This window comes from Microbacterium sp. BR1 (assembly GCF_002812725.1).
Taxonomy (GTDB): domain Bacteria; phylum Actinomycetota; class Actinomycetes; order Actinomycetales; family Microbacteriaceae; genus Microbacterium.
On record NZ_NMUN01000004.1, the window covers coordinates 553,096 to 571,001 of the forward strand.

Genomic DNA, 17,906 nt, shown 5'->3' on the forward strand with positions numbered 1-17,906 from the left:
TCGATCGATGCCCGCAGCACGCGAACTCGTCCTCGGCCCGGGCACCCGCCCGGCCGAGGACGAGTTGCGTCTGCCACGGCCGCCGGGGGTCTTCCGTCGCTTCTGGGCGAGGCATCCGCTGTTCGCGGACATCCTGATCGCGATCGTCGCCTTCCTGCTGTCGGTGCCGACGCTGACGATCCGCTCGGCCCGCGCCGACCCGCCGACGGGCGCCCTGCTCGCACTCATGATCGCGCTGGCGATCCTCGGATGCGTCGTTCTGCTGTGGCGCCGGCGCTGGCCGGTCGCCGTGTTCATCGTGACCTTGACCCCCGTGCTGCTCCTCGGTCCGGACGAGATCAACACGATCAACGGTCCGGCGACCGTCGTCGCCATCTATTCGGTGGCGGTGTACCGCAGCTCACGCGCGGCCTGGATCGCGCTCGGATCGGCCGCGATCGCGCTCGGCCTGAACATGTTCCTGCGTTCGCTGATGGGCTACAGCGACTTCACGCTTCTGCTCAATATCGCGATCAGCTTCGGCGTGAGCCTGCTGCTCGGGACGCTGATCGGCGTGAACGTCGGCAACCGCAAGCGTTATCTCGAGGCGCTGATCGACCGTTCGCGACAACTCCTCGTCGAACGCGACCAGCAGGCGCAACTCGCCGCCGCCGCCGAGCGCACCCGCATCGCCCGAGAGATGCACGACGTCGTCTCGCACTCCCTGACCGTCATCGTCGCCCTGTCCGAGGGCGCGAGCGTGACCGCCGACCCGCAGCGCTCGCGCGAGGCATCGCGCGCCGTTGCCGCAACCGCGCGCGATGCACTCGTCGAGATGCGGATGATGCTCGGCGTGCTCCGCGACGAACGCCCCGGCTCCGCTCCCCTCGCGCCGATCGAGGACGGGTCGCTCGATGACCTCGTCGAATCGGCACGCAACGCGGGCTTCCCCGTGAGTCTCTCGGTGACCGGCGCGCCCGACTGCCCGCCCGTGGTGCGTCAGGCGGTGCGCCGCATCGTTCAAGAGGGGCTCACCAACGCGATGCGCTACGCACACGACCCCCGGTTCATCCGCGTCGAGGTCGTGCATACCCCGAATGAACTCACCCTGACGGTCGACAACGACGGCTCACGCCCCGACGAGCCCTCGGGCGGCGGCGGCCTGGGGCTGATCGGCCTGCGCGAACGCCTCGCACACCTGGGCGGAAGGCTCGAGGCCGGCATGAACTCACCCGACCAGTGGCGCCTCCGCGCCCGCATACCGCTGCATCCCCTGGAGCCCACACATGAGTGACCGCGCGCCCATCCGCATCCTTCTGGTCGACGATCAACAACTCATCCGGATGGGCTTTCGCATGGTGCTCGAGGCCGATCCCGGCTTCGCCGTAGTGGGCGAGGCCTCCAACGGCGCGGAGGCCATTGAGGCCGTACGCGATCTCTCCCCCGACGTCGTGTTGATGGATGTACGGATGCCTCGGCTCGACGGCATCGCCGCGACAACCCAGATCGTTCAGCAGCACCCGGCGTCGCGCATCATCGTCCTGACGACCTTCGACCTGGACGAATACGCCTTCGGCGCGCTCGCCGCGGGGGCGAGCGGGTTCTTGCTGAAAGACGTGCAGGCGACCGAGCTGACCGCCGCCATCCGGGCCGTTCATTCGGGCGACGCGACCCTGTCGCCTCGCGTGACACGCCGGATGCTGGAACTGTTCGGGCGACGCCTGCCGAACGCGGTCGGCGCCGGTGCCGATGACGCGGCACTCGCTACCCTGACGGACCGTGAACGCGATGTATTCGCCGCAATCGGCGCCGGGCTGACGAACACCGAGATCGCCGCCGCGCTGTTCGTGAGCGAATCGACGGTGAAGACCCATGTGGGGCGGGTGCTGGCCAAGATGGGCGCCCGAGACCGGGTCCAGGCCGTGATCCTGGCGCACCGTCTCGGTGTCACGGCGATCTGATCCCGAATCGGGAGAGCGGCCGTCGATAGAATCGGGACGATGCTCACCTCAGTCGACGAATCTGCCACCGGCCCGTGGGCAGACATCCTGGCGGATCTTCTGATCCTCCTTCGCGACATCGGGCTGGACCTCCTCGCGGTCGCCGGGGTCATCGTCGGCGCGCTCGTCCTAAGTTGGCTCCTCCGACTCGTCATCCGGCGGGTGGTGAACCGGATCGTCAACGGCGCGAAGGACAAGGCGAACGTCGATGACACCCAGGCGCTCGAGCGGTCGCCGCTCGCCGCCGTGCGCGTGGTACAACGCACGCGAACGCTCGGATCGATTCTCCAGAACATCGTCAATGTCGCGATCGGAATCGTCGCGATCGTCCTGATCATCAACATCCTGGCGCCGGGCGTTCTGGGTTCGATCGCCCTACTCACGGCGGCCATCGGCGCGGGACTCGGCTTCGGCGCGCAGAACATCGTGAAGGACGTCCTGAACGGCATCTTCATCGTCGCCGAAGACCAGATCGGCATCGGCGATGTCGTCGACCTCGGTCTCGCGACGGGCATCGTCGAGTACGTCAGCGTCCGGATCACGCACGTGCGCGATGTGAACGGAACGCTCTGGTACGTCCGCAATGGCGAGATCACGCGCATCGGCAACATGTCGCAGGGCTGGTCGCGTGTCATCATCGACCTGGCCGTACCCGTCGACGCGGACATCGACGAGGTCGAGACGGCCATGCTCGAAGCCGCCAAGGACCTCGCGAAGGAACCGAAGTGGCGCACCCGCATCATCGAGAAGCCCGAGGTGTGGGGACTCGAGTCGGTGTCCGGCGATGCCCTCGTCATCCGGCTCGTGATGAAGACGCGAGCCAACGCGAAGGACGATGTCGCGCGCGAACTGCGTGTTCGGCTCAAGCGCGCCATCGACGCGATGGGCCTGACACTGCCGCAGCTCAACTCGATCGTGCTGACCGGACTCGAGGGTGCGCAGCGCGTGCGCGGGGCGAACCCGCCCAAGACCCGTCCGACCCCGATCGCGGGCGAAGCCGCCCCCGTGCCGGAGCGGCCCGTGTGGAAGCCGAAGCGCACGCGCAAGTCAGCGCCCGCCACCGAGACGCCGTCCGCGCCGTCGCCGGGCGACAGCGCGCTCCCGGATGGCGCGAACCCCGACGACGACACGAACCCGAAGACAGGCGGCACGATATGACGGACGACACGGATGCTCCACCCCTGAGCTTCTACGACGAGGTCGGCGGTCACGAGACCTTCGTGCGCCTGGTCGACGGCTTCTACCGCGGTGTCGCCACCGACGACGTCCTCAAGCCCATGTATCCGGAAGAAGACCTCGGCCCCGCAGCGGAGCGTCTCACGATGTTCCTCGAGCAGTACTGGGGCGGACCGACGACCTACAGTGAGCGTCGCGGGCACCCGCGCCTGCGCGCCCGCCACAACGCCTTCCACGTCAACCCGGACGCGCGCGACCGCTGGCTGCGCCACATGCGGGCCTCGCTCGACGCGCTGGACCTGCCGCCGCTGCACGAAGCAACCCTGTGGGACTACCTCGAGCGCGCCGCGATGGCTATGGTCAACACATTCGAGGCCGCACCGATCGGGCCGCCGAGCGGCGGCCGCACGGGGCTCACCGCGAGCGTTGCGGGCCCGCACCATCCGCCCGTCCCGAAACCGCCCGCGACAGACTGATCCACCACCACCCCGCTCACCCATCGACGAAGGAGTCGCCATGGCCGGGACACCCCACACAACCGATGTTCTGGTGATCGGCTGGGGACTCGCCGGGCTGGTCGCGGCGGCACAGGCACTGGATGCGGGAAAGCGCGTCACGATCATCGATCAAGAGCCGCGCAGCAATCTCGGAGGCCAGGCCTGGTGGTCGTTCGGTGGCCTGTTCCTGGTCGACTCGCCCGAGCAGCGGCGCATGGGCATCAAGGATTCGCTCGCGCTCGCGCGCCAGGACTGGTTCGGCACGGCCGGGTTCGACCGTGATGAGGATGCCTGGCCGCGGCGCTGGGCCGAGGCCTACGTGGAGTTCGCCGCCGGCGAGAAGCGCTCATGGCTGCGCGAGCTCGGCATCGGGCTCTTCCCGGTCGTGGGTTGGGCGGAGCGCGGTGGCTACACGGCCCTCGGTCCCGGCAACTCCGTGCCCCGGTTCCACATCGCCTGGGGTACCGGCCCGGCCCTCGTCGCCGCGTTCCAGACGCGGATCGAGCGTGCCGAAGCCGAAGGACGCGCCACGGTCTTCGCGCGCCACCGAGTCACAGACCTGGTGGCGCACGACGGCGTCATCGTCGGCGCGGCCGGCGAAGTCCTCGCGCCCTCGGGCTCCCCGCGAGGCGTGGTGACGTCCCGAGAGGTGACCGGATCGTTCGAGATCACCGCGGGTGCGACGATCGTCGCCTCGGGCGGAATCGGTGGCAACCACGACCTCGTCCGCAGCCGCTGGCCGGAACGCCTCGGCGCTCCCCCGGCCCACATGCTCTCCGGCGTCCCCGTCTACGTCGACGGCGCAATGCTCGAGGTCTCGGAGCGCGTCGGTGCCCGCCAGATCAACGGGGATCGCATGTGGCACTACGTCGAGGGGATCCAGAATTGGGATCCCATCTGGCCCGATCACGGCATCCGGATCCTTCCCGGACCATCATCGGTGTGGCTGGATGCGACGGGTCGGCGACTCCCCGCACCGCTGTTTCCCGGTTTCGACACCCTCGGAACGCTCGCCCACCTGCGCGCCACGGGACACGATCACTCCTGGTTCGTGCTCTCGCGCCGCGTCATCGAAAAGGAATTCGCCCTCTCGGGCAGCGAGCAGAATCCGGACCTCACGGGCAAGGATCTGGGCCTGCTCGTGCGTTCGCGCCTCGCGAAGGGTCCAACAGATCCGGTGCAGGCGTTCATGGATCGGGGCGCGGACTTCGTCGTTGCGGACACACTGGATCGCCTGCTCGCCGGAATGAATGCTCTGCCGGGCGGAGATGCTCTCGACCTCGCTCACGCGAAGAACGAGATCGAGGCGCGTGACCGCGAGATCGCCAACGAATTCACGAAGGACGCTCAGATCGCGATGCTCCGGTCCGCCCGCGCGTATCGCGGCGACCGGCTGATCCGTACGGCGTCACCCCACCGCATCCTCGACCCCGCCGCCGGGCCGCTCGTCGCGGTCAAGCTGCACGTCGTGACGCGCAAGTCACTCGGCGGGATCGAGACGGATCTGCAGTCGCGGGCGCTCGGAGCGAGCGGCGAACCGGTTGCGGGCCTGTTCGCCGCGGGCGAGGCCAGCGGGTTCGGCGGCGGCGGCGTACACGGGTACCGCGCGCTCGAGGGCACGTTCCTCGGCGGATGCCTGTTCTCGGGGCGCGCGGCGGGTCGGGCGGCCGCGGCGTCCGTGTGACACTGCCGCCGCGGAACGCTGCTTCGTCAGACGGCGAGCGTCGCGCCGCGCACCAGAACGTGGCCGCGCGCGAAACTCAGTCGAGCCCATGCGCCCGACGAGAGCAGCTGCACCTGTTCGGATCCCACGATGAAGCCGAGCGCGACGGCGGCGAAACCCGCGCCGAGCGGAACGCCCGCCCAGGCTTCGACAGGTTCGCCCCAGACGGACGAACGGACGCGCTGGATAGCCTCGGCGCCCGCGTCGGTCGGCACGAGCTCGGCGACCCGGGCCATCCCCTCGTGTGCACGAGCCGCGACATCCGCGCTCTCGATCGTTCGCACGGGCGTCCATCCGCCGCGCGGGGCCGAGATGCCCGCCCACGTGGCGCGCACGGCTGTCGGGGGCAGCTGAGCCGCCGTTGCGTCGGCCCCGTCTGCCGTGACGCTCGACGCCGTGACCACGAGATCACACACGAGTTCGGGATCGACCGGGAGCGCGCGCAGCGCGAGGATCGTCGGCGTCCGGTCGAGCAGACCGCGCGGCACCAGAATCGGCGCCCACATCGCGAGTTTGCCGCCGGATGCCTCGAGCCGCACCTCGGGGTCGCTCAGGCGAGAGGCACGAGACGCAAAGGTGAGGAAGTCGTCGCGCGCCTCGTAGTCGGGGAATCTGAGGGTCTGCGGCATCCCCTCTAAGCTATCAACGTGGCGGCGCCCCGGCCGCCGGAGGACTTCTCGTGACCGATCCCGCCGTTACCGCACCATCCACCGGCGACCCGGTCGACCGCTTCCTGAGCGTCATGTCGCTGCGCGGCGGCGAGGCCCGGACGACCGAGGACATCTTCGTCGGGCAATCGGAGCCGATGCCCGGCGGCCGCGTCTTCGGCGGGCAGGTGCTCGGTCAGGCCGTGATCGCCGCGCAGCGCACGGTTCCCGAAGAGCGGGTCGCGCACTCCCTGCACGGCTATTTTCTGCGGCCGGGCGACTCGCTCAGGCCCATCACCTTCTCTGTCGATCGCATCAACGATGCACGGTCGTTCTCTGCCCGCCGCATCCAGGCATTTCAGGAGGGCGAGCCGATCTTCTCGATGATCGCATCGTTCCAGACGCCCGACGCCGGGCTCGAACACGCCACCCCGATGCCCGAGGGCGTTCCAGAACCGGAATCACTGACCGAGTTTCCGCCCGGCGCCGACCTGGTTCATCCGATGTCGACGCGAATGCTGACGGATCGCCCGGTCGAGGTACGGCACGTCCTGCCCGCGATCTATGCGCAGGCGGATCCCGACGCACGGCCTCAGAACTCCGCGTGGGTGAGGATTCGTCGACGACTGCCGGATGACCCCGCGCTGCACCGCGCGGCGCTCGCCTACATCTCCGACCACACGATTCAGGAGTCGGTCCTGCGCGCCCACGGAATCGCGTGGACGCGGCCCGGCATCAAGATCGCGAGCCTGGATTCTGCACTCTGGTGGCATCGACGCGCCCGCGTCGACGAGTGGTTGCTGTACGTGCAGGAATCGCCGAGTGCGAGCAGCGGCCGAGGACTCGCGACCGGGCGCATCTACACACGCGACGGGCTCCTCGTGGCGACATGTGCGCAAGAGATCGTCATCCGGGTCCCGGCCGAGCCCTGACTCACCGCTGCGACAGGCTCAGCGACCGAGCCCACGCTCCCTGAGCCGACGCAAGAAACCTGAGCGAAAACGCGCTCCCTGAGCTCGCCACAGGGAGAAGCCGGGCTCGTCTGCGTCAGCCTCGGCGCGCGTAGACGATCGGATCGTCGAGCAATGGCGTCCAGGCCGCGCGCTGTTCGTCCGTGAGCCGCCGCGGTCGGCCGGTCTCGGCATCGACAAGCACGAGCACCGCCGTGGAACGGGCATACAACTCCTGAGGTTCGACGTCTTGAGAGTCAACGTCGAGAGGGCTGTACACCTCGTAGCAGATCTCGATGCTCGAGCCACCGATGCGACCGAACCACAGCTGCACGTCCAGCGGTCGGCGCTGGTACGGCACCGGTCGCAGGTACTCGATCTCTTGGCGGGCGATCAATGAGAGCACACCGTGCTCGATGCCCGAATCGAGTACCGCGGTGGCCGGAGCATCCTGACCATCCTGGCCGTTCGCGCGCCAGAACGCGCGGATGCGTGCCTCTTCGAGCAGCTTGAGCATCGAGGTGTTGTTGACGTGGTTGAACGCGTCGAGGTCTCCCCAGCGGAGCGGCATCGGGACGTGCAGCCGTTTGCGGCCCGCGCTCGCGTCGATGTCAGTCACGCGTGAGCTTGCGGTACGTCGAGCTCGACCGGTTCAGCGCGTCGGGGCCGAGGCGTTCGATCTTGTTCTCTTCGTACGCCTCGAAGTTGCCCTCGAACCAGTACCACTTGTCGGGGTCCTCTTCCGTGCCTTCGTAGGAGAGGATGTGCGTGGCGATCCGGTCGAGGAACCACCGGTCGTGCGTGATGACCACGGCGCAGCCGGGGAACTCGAGCAGAGCGTTCTCGAGGCTGCCGAGCGTCTCGACGTCCAGGTCGTTGGTCGGTTCGTCGAGCAGCAGCAGGTTGCCACCCTGCTTCAGGGTGAGCGCGAGGTTCAGGCGGTTGCGCTCACCACCGGAGAGCACACCGGCCTTCTTCTGCTGGTCGGGGCCCTTGAAGCCGAACTGCGACACATAGGCGCGCGAGGGGATCTCGACCTTGCCGACCTGGATCCAGTCGAGGCCGTCGCTCACGACTTCCCAGAGCGACTTGTTCGGGTCGATCCCGCCACGGGTCTGGTCGACGTAAGAGATCTCGACGGTCTCACCGACCTTGAGCTCACCCCCGTCGAGCGGTTCGAGACCGACGATCGTCTTGAAGAGCGTCGTCTTTCCGACACCGTTCGGGCCGATGATTCCGACGATGCCGTTCCGCGGCAGTGAGAAGCTCAGGCCGTCGATCAGGCTGCGGCCGTCGAAGCCCTTCTGGAGGTTCTTCGCCTCGAGCACGATCTGCCCGAGTCGCGGTCCCGGCGGGATGACGATCTCATCGAAGTCCAACTTGCGGGCGCGATCGGCTTCGGCGGCCATCTCTTCGTAACGAGCGAGACGCGACTTGGACTTCGTCTGGCGCCCCTTGGCGTTGCTGCGGACCCATTCGAGTTCGCTGGCCAGACGCTTCGCGAGCTTGGCGTCCTTCTTGCCCTGGACCTGCAGACGTTCCTGCTTCTTCTCGAGATAGGTCGAGTAGTTGCCCTCGTACGGGTAGAGGCGGCCTCGGTCGACCTCGCAGATCCATTCCGCGACGTGGTCGAGGAAGTACCGGTCGTGTGTCACGGCGAGGACGGCACCGGGGTATTTGGCCAGGTGCTGTTCGAGCCACTGCACGCTCTCGGCGTCGAGGTGGTTGGTGGGCTCGTCGAGAAGGAGCAGGTCGGGCTTCTGCAGCAGCAGCTTGCAGAGTGCGACGCGGCGCTTCTCGCCACCGGACAGGTTCGAGACGAGTGCTTCGGACGGTGGTGTGCGGAGAGCATCCATGGCCTGCTCGAGCTGGGAGTCGAGGTCCCATGCGTCGGCGGCGTCGATGGCTTCTTGCAGGGTTCCCATCTCGGCGAGCAGCGCATCGAAGTCGGCATCGGGATCGGCCATCAGGCCCGAGATCTCGTTGAACCGGTCGAGCTGGGCCTTGATCGGCCCGACGCCCTGCTGCACGTTCTCGAGCACGGTCTTGTCTTCGTCGAGCTCGGGCTCCTGCATCAGGATCCCGACGCTGAAGCCGGCCGACAGCCGTGCCTCACCGTTGGATGGCTGGTCGAGCCCAGCCATGATCTTGAGGATCGTGGACTTACCGGCGCCGTTGGGGCCCACCACGCCGATCTTCGCACCGGGGAGGAACGCCATCGTGACGTCGTCGAGGATTACCTTGTCGCCGACCGCTTTGCGGGCGCGCACCATCTGGTAGATATATTCAGCCATGTCCCGTCCAGTCTACGGGCGGTGCGCCCCTCGGTCAGCGCTGCGTCTTGCGCTCCGCGCCGACGCCCGCGCTCAGCGCGAAGGTGTGTGGCGGCGCGGGCGCGCCCTCGACAGTGACGCTCTCACCGCTGCGCTCTCACGAGCGGCGTTCTCACCAGCGGTGCTCTCACCAGCGGCGCTCTCACCAATCGATCGGGCGCGTATCGCCGATGAGGCACGTGCCACCCTCAAGGATCGGCAGCACGACAGTGGCCGGTTCGGGAAACGCGGCTCCCGCCTGGCCGATCAGACACTGGTCATCCCAAACCACCGAGAACTGGATGCTATCTGCCGCGTTGCCGATCGCGGTCTGGTCTCGCGTCACCTGCATCCGACTCTTGTCGAACCCCGCCGCCACGAGCGCGTCTATGTAGGCGCGTCCCGCCATGCGCTCGGGGCCTGCCCAGACCTGCTGGGTCACGAGCGCGAAGTAGGGCAGGTTCTCGTCGGCCGTCCCGTCGGGATGCAGGGCCGGAGCCGGAGGCGTCGTGGGTGTCGGCGACGCGGACACCGACGCGCTGGGGACGGCCGACGTCGGGACGTCCTCCGGCTTCGGGGCCTGCGCACACGCCGCGAGCACGAGCGCAGCGACGACCGTGGTGAGTCCGCCGCCGATGACGAGGAAGGATCGACGCGGCTGCACGAGCAAAGTCTAAGCGCGGGCGCCGGGCCGACCTCGCACGTGCCTACGCCGATCCTCTGGGCCGCTCCCCCGATCCTCCCGCCTTCGGACGCAAGCACGCCTGCTGGACCGCTCGACGTCCCAGCACCGGGGCCATCACCAGCGCTTCACCGTGTCGCGAGTGCCGCACCGTGTCGCGAGTGCCGCACTGTGTCGCGAGTGCTGCACCGTGTCCCGAGTGCTGCACTGTGCCGCGAGTGCCGCAGCGTGTCACCAATGCCGCGGCGTGTCGGAGGAACGCAGCCGAATAGTCAGAAGGGAACCGGCTCCTGTTCGCGGTCGCGGGCGATGAGCGCCTCGTCGCCCACCGATTCCTCGCCTGCCAGCCCCGCTCCCGCTCCGACGGATCCGCCCTGCGTGCCAGGCGCGTACCACCCCGCTTGTTCCGCCGGGCCGGAATTCGATGCGGCGGGTGCCGCGTCGCGCGCGCCGGACCGCTCGAAGCGCGACGTTCCCCACAGCAGATCATGACCGATCGCTTCTGCGTCGATTTCGGCGGTCGTCCCACTGCGGTCGCCCTTGTCCCAGTTGCGAATCCGCAACCGACCGCTCACGATGACGCGCTCGCCGCGCTGAAGCGATGCGGCCGCGTTGAGGGCCAGGGCGCGAAACGCCGACACGGAGTACCAGTTGGTTTCGCCGTCCACCCATTTCTCGGCGGTGCGATCGAATCGTCGCGGAGAGCTCGCGACGCGGAACATCGTGATCGGGATCCCCGATGGGGTGTGCGTGTGCCGCGGATCCCCCGCTATGTTGCCGACGATCGTGATGTGGTCGCTCATGACCCGACTCCTTTCGTAGGGGAGTTCGCCCTCCCCGCGGAGGGCACGGTGCCCTCTGCTCCCAGCCTGCTGTGCGGACGCGACGCCGGACGAGACAGGGCCGCCTTCCGGGGAGAAGTTCCTCGCGGTCGCGGATGGGGAGGACGGGCCACGGACTGGAGGGAACACCTCGGGCGAATGTCGGACGTCGAACATAAATTCGTTGCAGAAGGGAGTTCCCACCATGACCGACGCCGTGCCCACCGACACGCGAACCGTCTTGCGAACCGACGCGACCCGAACCACGCAGACGCTTCACCCCGCTGTCCCGCCCCCGGCGCCCTCGTCCGGACTTCGGGTACACCTGATCCCCGTCGGCCCGACGCTCTGGCGTGTCGTCGACATGACGGGGCGCATCATCGGTCATCTACAGCACCGCGATCATGCGCTCGGCTCGCGATGGGCGGCGCGCCGCTATCGCGACGGCGTCGGCGGGTTCCGCACCGTCGGCGAGTTCTGGACCGTCGACGAAGCAGTCAGCGCGCTGCGCAACGGCTGAGCGGTCCGACGATGTGGCGAGCGTCCACGACAGTGGCGCGCGGGTCGGCGCCGATCAGACGACCGCGGCCAACACGGTCTCCGTCACGGGGCGCCCGCGGTCACGCGCTTCGGGCCAAGCCTCGGCGAGGATCTGCACCGCTCGCTCGAGCTCCGTCACCGGCGCGGTGAACGGGATGCGCATGTGGCGTTCGTGCCCGCCATCCACACCGAAACGGGGACCGGAAGAGAGGATGAGGCCGCGGCTGCGAACCGCGAGGGCCAGTGGCGAACTGACGGGTGCACCAAGCCCGACCCAGAGCGACACTCCGCCGTGCACGGTCGGCACCGTCCACTCGGGAAGGGCTTCGGCGAGTGAACGGACCAGCGTGTCGCGCCCGACCCGCAGAAGCTGCGCTCGCTGTACGAGGATCTCGGGCAGACGCTCGAACGCGAGGATCGCGACTTGCTGTTCCAGTTCGGGGGTGCCCAGCTCTCTCCGCGGTCGGGCGGCGATAAGTCTCGGCACAAGGTCCAGGTCCGCGCGGATCCATCCGATCCGCAGGCCGCCCCACACGGTCTTGCCCAGCGACCCGATGGTGACGATGTTGCGCTGCACCGCCGGCCCTAGTCCGACACCGAACGGCACGCTGTCACGGGGCCGGTCGATGTCGAGGTCGGCCGTCGTCTCGTCCACGAGAACCATGGCCCCGGCGTCCGCCGCGGATTCGGCGAGCAGGCGACGTGCGTGCTCGTCCATCGTCGCTCCAGTCGGGTTCTGGAAGTCCGGCATCAGGTACGCCATGCTCGGTGCCGCGCGCCGCAGCACGTGATCGGCGCGCTCGAGATCCCATCCATACGCCGCATCCACGGGAATCGCGACGAGCCGCGCGCCCGCCTCGCGAAGGGCATCCGCGGCGTGGGGATACGTCGGCGTCTCGATCGCGACACGATCCCCGCGGCGCACGATCACATCGGTCACGAGAGAGATGGCGCTCTGCGCGCCCGTCGTGACGACGATCTGGTCGGGAATGGTCGGAAGCCCCTGCGCGGCGTAGCGGTCGGCGATCGCGGTGCGGAGCTGGACGGCGCCCACCAGGTCGTAGCCCGAGCGGCCGACCCAGCGCGGAGCATCCGAAGCCGCCTCGACGAAAAGTGAACTCAGACCGGGCCATGCCGCGGGACTCGCGCGGTGCAAGTCGATCGTGTCTTCATCACCCGGTTCGGGGACATCCGCAATCGGGCCGACCGCGCGGACGACGCTGCCCGACCCTCGCAAGCTCGCGATGTGGCCGGACTCGCGAAGATCCCGATAGGCCGCGGCGACCGTGGTCCGGCTCAGCGAGAGACGCATCGCGAGGTCGCGCTCGGCGGGCAGAGCGGTACCCGGCGCGATGCGGCGGTCGAGGCACAACATGCGGACGGCATCCGCGAGCCCCCGGTATGCGGGGGCACTGTCCCGCCACTCGCCGAGCAACTGAACGAGCGCGCGCGAAGAGAGTCGAGAGTCAGCCATCCATCCACTTTTTACGAGGATTGGACTCTACCGAAAAGTCCAATCTTCCGATTGGCTCCCACTCATGTTTCTTTGTCTACCGGCCGACCCTCGCGCACGTCGACCGGGCCACACGACTCATCGGCGTCGCCGATGCCCCTCGGGGTGCGCCGTGTCACCCAGCTGATGATCGGCCTGATTCTCTACGGCGTCGGGGTCGCTGTCGTGGTGGTGGCCGGACTCGGGGTCGACCCCTGGACGGTTCTTGCCGAAGGACTGGCGCTCCGAACGGGCATCGGGCTCGGCTGGATGACGAACATCATCGGACTTGCTGTCCTGGCCCTCTGGATTCCCCTGCATCAGAAGCCGGGAGTCGGAACCGTCGCGAACATCCTCGTCGTCGGCACGGCACTCCAGTTCGCGCTGCCGCTCGTGCCGACGCCGGAGAATCTGCTTCAGGCGAGCGGGATGCTCCTCGCCGGCGTGGCGCTCGTCGGTGTCGCGGGCGGCCTCTACATCGGGGCGCGCTTCGGCGCAGGACCTCGCGACGGCCTGATGACCGGTATTTCGGGGCGCTGGGGATGGCCGCTGTGGTTTGCCCGTACCGCCGTCGAGATCACGGTCCTGACGATCGGCTGGGCTCTCGGCGGAACGGTCGGCGTGGGAACCGTCGTCTACGCGCTGTCGATCGGCCCCGCGAGCCACGCGGCGCTGCGCGTGTTCGACACCCGAGGTGCGGTCCGCATCGGGCGGACATGACTTCGGTTGGGTCAGTGCTCCTGGAAGCGCGGCCAGTCGCTCCCCGGCCGCATTCTCGCGTAGAGCGCGGACTTCGCGACATCCATCGACGGATAGACACCGGCAGATGCCTCGGCCCCGGCCATCGTGACCGTGTATCCGTCGACATCCTTGCGGATCGTGCCGACCACGCCGGATGCACCGAACGCCACCCAGATCGTGCGCGTTGTTGTCGCCTGACTCATCATCGAGCTCCTTCCGACACCCACGACGTTACGCCCGCGCGCGGCCCGACACCACCCTCTGGTCGAGCTTCACAATGGAAGGGCGAGCCTCACGGGCACCGGCATCGTGCACCCTCTGCCCGGGTGCCCCCGACTGGACTCGAACCAGTAACCGTCGGATTAGAAGGCCGATGCTCTATCCATTGAGCTACGAGGGCGCCCATTCAGGTTATCGCCTCGCCGCCGAGGACGCGGAGACGGTCCATACCCATGGATAAGATGACGAAATGTCAGCGCACGAGAACGACCGGCTCGTTTGGATCGACTGCGAGATGACGGGACTCGACCTCGACCAGGACGAACTCGTCGAGATCGCGGTCGTCGTCACCGACTTCGAGCTCCGCGTGCTCGACCCGGGATTCCAGATCGTCATCAAGCCCGACCCCTCTGCGCTCGAGCATATGAACGACTTCGTCACGGGGATGCATCAGAGTTCCGGTCTACTCGACGAGATCCCCGACGGGGTGAGCGTCGCCGAGGCCGAGTTCCTCGCACTCGAGTACGTTCAGCGCTTCGCCACCGAGGGCAAGGCGCCCCTCGCGGGCAACACGATCGGCACCGACCGGGCCTTTCTCGCCAAGTACATGCCGCGGCTCGATCGTTTCCTGCACTACCGCAGCGTCGATGTGTCCAGCATCAAAGAGCTCGCGCGCCGCTGGTACCCCCGCGCCTACATCCACGCACCCGCGAAGGATGGCGGTCACCGTGCCTTGGCCGACATTCGCGAATCGATCCGCGAACTGGCCTACTACCGGCAGGCAGTCTTCGTGCCGCAGCCCGGGCCCACCAGCGACGGCGCACGGGCCGCCGCCTCCGCCGCCGTGTCCGCGTTCGCCCCGGGCGTGTAATACAATTGGTGGGTTGCCCGCAGATGTGGGTACATGGTGGGTATAGCTCAGTTGGTAGAGCACCTGGTTGTGGTCCAGGGGGCCGCGGGTTCAAGTCCCGTTACTCACCCCAAACGGGTCAGGTGTGAACTTGCGACCAAGGGGCCACCCTTGGTCGCGGTTCGCGCCTGGCCCATTTTCTTCGCCTCGGCGGCCCAGCTCAGGGCGTCGGCGTGGAGGCCGGAGAGGCTCAGTCCGTCATACGGGTTCCGGTAGCCGACGCGCACGTCGTTGTCCTCGTCGATGTAGATCGCCCTGAACAGTGCTTGGTTGCACAGTCGGCGGTTCGCGTCGTCGGCGTGCTCGTAGAGGTCGGCTGCGTTGGACAGCAGTTTCAGCGAGTCGTCGAGGTTCGCCCGCGCGTCGGCATAGTGGCCGTGGTGAGCGGTGATCCGGTGCTCGATGGTCTCCAACGACGCGGTGATCCGGTCCTGCTCCTTCTTGAGCAGGTCGAGCGGGATGGCTCCGGCGTAGTGGGCTTGCAGCAACTTCTGCTGCTCGCCTTCGAGTTGGGTTCTCCGGGACGCGAGGTCGGCAAGTTCGGCGGCTCCTTCGGCCATCATCTCGTCGAACCGGGCATGGATCATCGCCGAGACCGCCTGCGTCGTCTCGGGATCGAGCTGCACCTTGGCATAGAAGCGCTCGATGAGCCGTTCGACCTGCTCGATGAGCATCGCCTGCCGGGTGCAGTCGCCTCTGCCACCATGCCTGCTCGCGCACACGAAGTACGGGTAGATCGTGCCCTGGCTGCTCTTGGCGTTGCACACCAGTAGCCGCGAGCCGCACTGGCCGCAGAACACCGTCCCCTTCAAGTAGTGCTCGTGGACTTGCGTTGCATCTGCTGCCGAGCGGTGCGTGCCGAGCACGGTCTGCACCTGGTCCCACACCTCGTTGGGGACGATGGCCTCGTGCGCTCCGGCATAGGTCACGCCCTGGTAGCGGACGCTGCCCTTGTAGTACGGGTTCGTCAGCATCCGATGCACCGACGACTTCCCGATGGGTCGGGACGGTCGCCGCGGCGACGCCGCTGTCGTGAGCCCGCGCGCTACGAGCTCCTGGTGAAGCTGGCTCGTCGTCCAGTCGCCGGATGCGAACACCTGGAACGCCCACCGCACCAACGGGGCTCGCTCCTCGTCGATCTCGACGGTGCGTACTTCCCGCCCGAACTCGTCGCGCACGCCGACGTTGCGGTAGCCGATGGGTGCCTTCGTCACGGTGCCGCCCTGCGCGGCCTTCTGCGACAGACCCTTGACGACCTCGGTGGCGAGGTTGCGGGAGTAGAACTCCGCGATCGAGGACATGATGCCGTGCAGCAGCATCCCGGACGGGGTCTCGTCGATGTTCTCCGTGGCCGACACCAGCGTGACGCCGGCGTCCTTGAGGGCGAGGTGGATGGTCACGTCGTCGGCTCGGTTGCGGGCGAGCCGGTCGACCTTGTGGACGATGCAGTAGTTCGTCTTGTGCTTCGCGACGTACTGGATCATCCGCATCAGTTCGGGCCGGTCGGCCTTGCGCGCGGACTCGCCCGCGTCGACGAACTCCTCGATGATCGTTGCTCCGAGCTGGTCGGCCTTGCGCTGGTTCGCCTCGCGCTGGGCCGGGATCGAGAAGCCCTCCGCCTGGCCGCCCTTCTCCGCCTGCTCCTTCGTGGAGACCCGTAGGTAGGAGACGGCGAATGATCCGGGGAACGGGGTGGGCGCTACGAGGCTGTCTATCGCGGTTCGGTCCGCGTCGATGATCGTCATGGCTCTTCTCCACAGTCACTGGTCCTGCCGACGCGGACTTGTGAGAGCGGATGTTGATCGTGAGAAGAGCCCGAAGGCTGTAGGACTAGGCCGAGTCGGCCACGTTTACTTTGCCTCGCCGTGACGGCGAAGCGCTAGGACCACAACATCCGCCATCCGCGACGGATGCCTCCATTCTACGACGACGCGCTCGCGGAGGCACGAGGGCGCTTCGGTCGCGTCGATCCCTCCGAACGGCACGCTCCCGACTGTTGGAGCGCCAGGCGGATCAGCAGCTCGCAGAGCTTGTCCAGGTCGGGCGGCTCGTGGAACTCGGCGCGGATCGTCAGCTCGCGCTCGCTCTGTTGACGCTGCCCGGTCTTCCGTTCATAGCGGCGCGCCACGATTCACACCTCGCCCGTCTCCGGGTCGATGCCCGCGAAGAAGGCATCCTCTGCTTCCTGGCGCGCATCCACCATGTCGATCACGAACCGAACGAAGTCTTCGTCGCGATCCGTGATCGGTGAGTCCTCGATGGGCTGAGTGGGGTCTTCACCGGGCCAGCTCGTCTGGCGAGTCGGGCGGTCTCGGTCGAGCCGCGTACCGCAGGCCGACACCCAATCACGAAGGCGGGCACGGGCATCGGCGAAGTCGCGGTGCCAGCCGAGCGGTGCCGACCCATTCTGCTCGGGGTCGTATGCGCACAGCCAGTGCAGGTGCAGCGCCGACAGTTCCCAGAGGAGCTCGGGGTGACGGTGCCAGTAGGGCGGAACGACGCTGGCCGGAAGTCCGTAGGTGTGGCGAAGCCAGTCCACCCAACGGTTCAGTTCGAGCAACTCGGCTTCGAGATCGTTGGCGGTCAGCAGATTCCAGTTGACCGGATGCGGCGGCTCGGGCACGTCGAAACGCGGGGACGCGAGACCTGCCTCGGGTGGCATGTCGTCGTGCTCAGGGTGGAACTGATCGCTCATGGCGGGATCGCTCACATTCCGATGGCAGCCGCGGTGGACGGCGCGGCCTGCTGAGGTCCGGTGAACGCCGCGGCGTCTCGGCCGGAAGTGCGTTCGCTGCGGTCCACCTCGTAGCGGGTGCGGGCGAGGTCGTGTCCGATGCGCGTCGCGATGAACTCCTCGCCCTCGTACCGCTGGCCGTTGCGCTCGTAGGAGTAGTCGCGCACCCGTCCGTCGGCGATGATGTTGTCGCCCTTGGCGAGCCGCTCGGCTCCCTGCTCGGCAGCACCGCGATACGCAATGAGGTCGTGGAACGTCGTCTCCAGTTGCGTGAAGGAGTTGTCGGGCTCCTTGCGGTAGTGCTCGATGCCGACCTTCATGTAGAGCCGTGCGTCGCCGCGGTCGGTGTAGCTGAGCTGCGGGTCCGAGGCGACAAAGCCGGAGATGGACTGGTGGGTACGAATGGCCATGATGGCGTCCTCCTGAACTCGAGCGACCAGCCGTGTGTGGCCGCTGTGTCAGGCAGGTGCGCTTCGGCACCCA

General features: G+C 67.8%; 20 protein-coding genes and 2 tRNA genes. 10 read left to right on the plus strand and 12 right to left on the minus strand.

The annotated features are described in order from the left end of the window. Positions 1–7: 7 nt before the first annotated feature. The 5 genes from CGU35_RS06775 to CGU35_RS06795 are packed head-to-tail and all read left to right on the plus strand — an operon-like array spanning position 8 to position 5,336. Positions 8–1,273: a sensor histidine kinase gene (locus CGU35_RS06775; RefSeq protein WP_100810797.1), complete on the plus strand. Its 1,266-nt coding sequence runs from the start codon at positions 8–10 to the stop codon at positions 1,271–1,273. Next, complete coding sequence (locus CGU35_RS06780; protein WP_100810798.1) at positions 1,266–1,940, plus strand: response regulator transcription factor; 675 nt, start codon at positions 1,266–1,268, stop codon at positions 1,938–1,940. The genes CGU35_RS06775 and CGU35_RS06780 overlap by 8 nt, the downstream gene beginning before the upstream one ends. Positions 1,941–1,979: 39 nt before the next feature. Beyond that, positions 1,980–3,137 (plus strand): mechanosensitive ion channel family protein, encoded by a 1,158-nt coding sequence (locus CGU35_RS06785; RefSeq protein ID WP_100810799.1) that lies wholly within the window; start codon positions 1,980–1,982, stop codon positions 3,135–3,137. Continuing rightward, on the plus strand, positions 3,134–3,631 hold the full coding sequence (locus tag CGU35_RS06790; RefSeq protein WP_100810800.1) for a globin: 498 nt from the start codon (positions 3,134–3,136) through the stop codon (positions 3,629–3,631). Before CGU35_RS06785 ends, CGU35_RS06790 begins: the two co-directional genes overlap by 4 nt. A gap of 40 nt (positions 3,632–3,671) precedes the next feature. After that, positions 3,672–5,336, plus strand: coding sequence for an FAD-binding dehydrogenase (locus tag CGU35_RS06795; RefSeq protein WP_100810801.1), 1,665 nt, complete (start codon positions 3,672–3,674; stop codon positions 5,334–5,336). A 26-nt stretch (positions 5,337–5,362) separates the two neighbouring features. On the opposite strand, the gene CGU35_RS06800 is transcribed toward CGU35_RS06795, so the two are convergent. Further along, positions 5,363–6,004 (minus strand): hypothetical protein, encoded by a 642-nt coding sequence (locus CGU35_RS06800; protein ID WP_100810802.1) that lies wholly within the window; start codon positions 6,002–6,004, stop codon positions 5,363–5,365. A gap of 113 nt (positions 6,005–6,117) precedes the next feature. On the opposite strand from CGU35_RS06800, the gene CGU35_RS06805 reads away from it, so the two are divergent. Then, positions 6,118–6,954 (plus strand): acyl-CoA thioesterase, encoded by an 837-nt coding sequence (locus CGU35_RS06805; RefSeq protein ID WP_100811329.1) that lies wholly within the window; start codon positions 6,118–6,120, stop codon positions 6,952–6,954. Positions 6,955–7,069: 115 nt separating this feature from the next. Here the strand turns inward: CGU35_RS06805 and CGU35_RS06810 are convergent, their stop codons facing one another. The 4 genes from CGU35_RS06810 to ssb form a co-directional block, all read right to left on the minus strand. Further along, on the minus strand, positions 7,070–7,543 hold the full coding sequence (locus tag CGU35_RS06810; protein ID WP_100811330.1) for an acyl-CoA thioesterase: 474 nt from the start codon (positions 7,541–7,543) through the stop codon (positions 7,070–7,072). Positions 7,544–7,583: 40 nt separating this feature from the next. Then, positions 7,584–9,266, minus strand: coding sequence for an energy-dependent translational throttle protein EttA (ettA, locus tag CGU35_RS06815; RefSeq protein WP_100810803.1), 1,683 nt, complete (start codon positions 9,264–9,266; stop codon positions 7,584–7,586). A 181-nt stretch (positions 9,267–9,447) separates the two neighbouring features. After that, the gene (locus tag CGU35_RS06820) at positions 9,448–9,948 is read right to left on the minus strand and encodes a DUF6993 domain-containing protein (protein ID WP_100811331.1); all 501 of its coding nucleotides are present in this window, start codon (positions 9,946–9,948) and stop codon (positions 9,448–9,450) included. Positions 9,949–10,238: 290 nt separating this feature from the next. Then, a complete protein-coding gene (ssb, locus tag CGU35_RS06825) occupies positions 10,239–10,769 on the minus strand; it encodes a single-stranded DNA-binding protein (RefSeq protein WP_100810804.1) in 531 nt (176 codons plus the stop codon). 223 nt (positions 10,770–10,992) lie between these two features. Between ssb and CGU35_RS06830 the strand changes: the two genes are divergently transcribed. Continuing rightward, on the plus strand, positions 10,993–11,307 hold the full coding sequence (locus tag CGU35_RS06830; RefSeq protein ID WP_100810805.1) for a hypothetical protein: 315 nt from the start codon (positions 10,993–10,995) through the stop codon (positions 11,305–11,307). Positions 11,308–11,361: 54 nt separating this feature from the next. Here CGU35_RS06830 and yczR read toward each other — a convergent pair whose 3' ends face one another. Continuing rightward, positions 11,362–12,801: a MocR-like transcription factor YczR gene (gene yczR / locus CGU35_RS06835; RefSeq protein ID WP_100810806.1), complete on the minus strand. Its 1,440-nt coding sequence runs from the start codon at positions 12,799–12,801 to the stop codon at positions 11,362–11,364. A 132-nt stretch (positions 12,802–12,933) separates the two neighbouring features. On the opposite strand from yczR, the gene yczE reads away from it, so the two are divergent. Next, the gene (gene yczE, locus CGU35_RS06840) at positions 12,934–13,539 is read left to right on the plus strand and encodes a membrane protein YczE (protein WP_100810807.1); all 606 of its coding nucleotides are present in this window, start codon (positions 12,934–12,936) and stop codon (positions 13,537–13,539) included. An 11-nt stretch (positions 13,540–13,550) separates the two neighbouring features. On the opposite strand, the gene CGU35_RS06845 is transcribed toward yczE, so the two are convergent. Both CGU35_RS06845 and CGU35_RS06850 read right to left on the minus strand, forming a co-directional pair. Next, the gene (locus CGU35_RS06845) at positions 13,551–13,763 is read right to left on the minus strand and encodes a methyltransferase (RefSeq protein WP_100811332.1); all 213 of its coding nucleotides are present in this window, start codon (positions 13,761–13,763) and stop codon (positions 13,551–13,553) included. A gap of 124 nt (positions 13,764–13,887) precedes the next feature. Continuing rightward, a tRNA-Arg gene (locus CGU35_RS06850) sits at positions 13,888–13,960 on the minus strand. A gap of 69 nt (positions 13,961–14,029) precedes the next feature. On the opposite strand from CGU35_RS06850, the gene orn reads away from it, so the two are divergent. Together orn and CGU35_RS06860 are read left to right on the plus strand one after the other, a co-directional pair. Further along, the gene (gene orn / locus CGU35_RS06855; protein WP_100810808.1) at positions 14,030–14,650 is read left to right on the plus strand and encodes an oligoribonuclease; all 621 of its coding nucleotides are present in this window, start codon (positions 14,030–14,032) and stop codon (positions 14,648–14,650) included. A gap of 36 nt (positions 14,651–14,686) precedes the next feature. Continuing rightward, positions 14,687–14,762: transfer RNA gene (locus CGU35_RS06860), tRNA-His, on the plus strand. Here CGU35_RS06860 and CGU35_RS06865 read toward each other — a convergent pair. From CGU35_RS06865 to CGU35_RS06880, 4 genes are all read right to left on the minus strand, one after another. Further along, entirely contained in the window at positions 14,755–16,434 is a 1,680-nt protein-coding gene (locus CGU35_RS06865; protein WP_026926257.1) for a recombinase family protein, read from the minus strand. The two genes, CGU35_RS06860 and CGU35_RS06865, sit on opposite strands and share 8 nt — an antisense overlap. A gap of 176 nt (positions 16,435–16,610) precedes the next feature. Then, complete coding sequence (locus tag CGU35_RS06870) at positions 16,611–16,817, minus strand: hypothetical protein (RefSeq protein ID WP_026926258.1); 207 nt, start codon at positions 16,815–16,817, stop codon at positions 16,611–16,613. A gap of 3 nt (positions 16,818–16,820) precedes the next feature. Further along, positions 16,821–17,384: a hypothetical protein gene (locus CGU35_RS06875; RefSeq protein WP_374935762.1), complete on the minus strand. Its 564-nt coding sequence runs from the start codon at positions 17,382–17,384 to the stop codon at positions 16,821–16,823. Between the two features lie 11 nt (positions 17,385–17,395). After that, positions 17,396–17,833 (minus strand): single-stranded DNA-binding protein, encoded by a 438-nt coding sequence (locus tag CGU35_RS06880; protein ID WP_026926260.1) that lies wholly within the window; start codon positions 17,831–17,833, stop codon positions 17,396–17,398. Positions 17,834–17,906 lie beyond the last annotated feature (73 nt).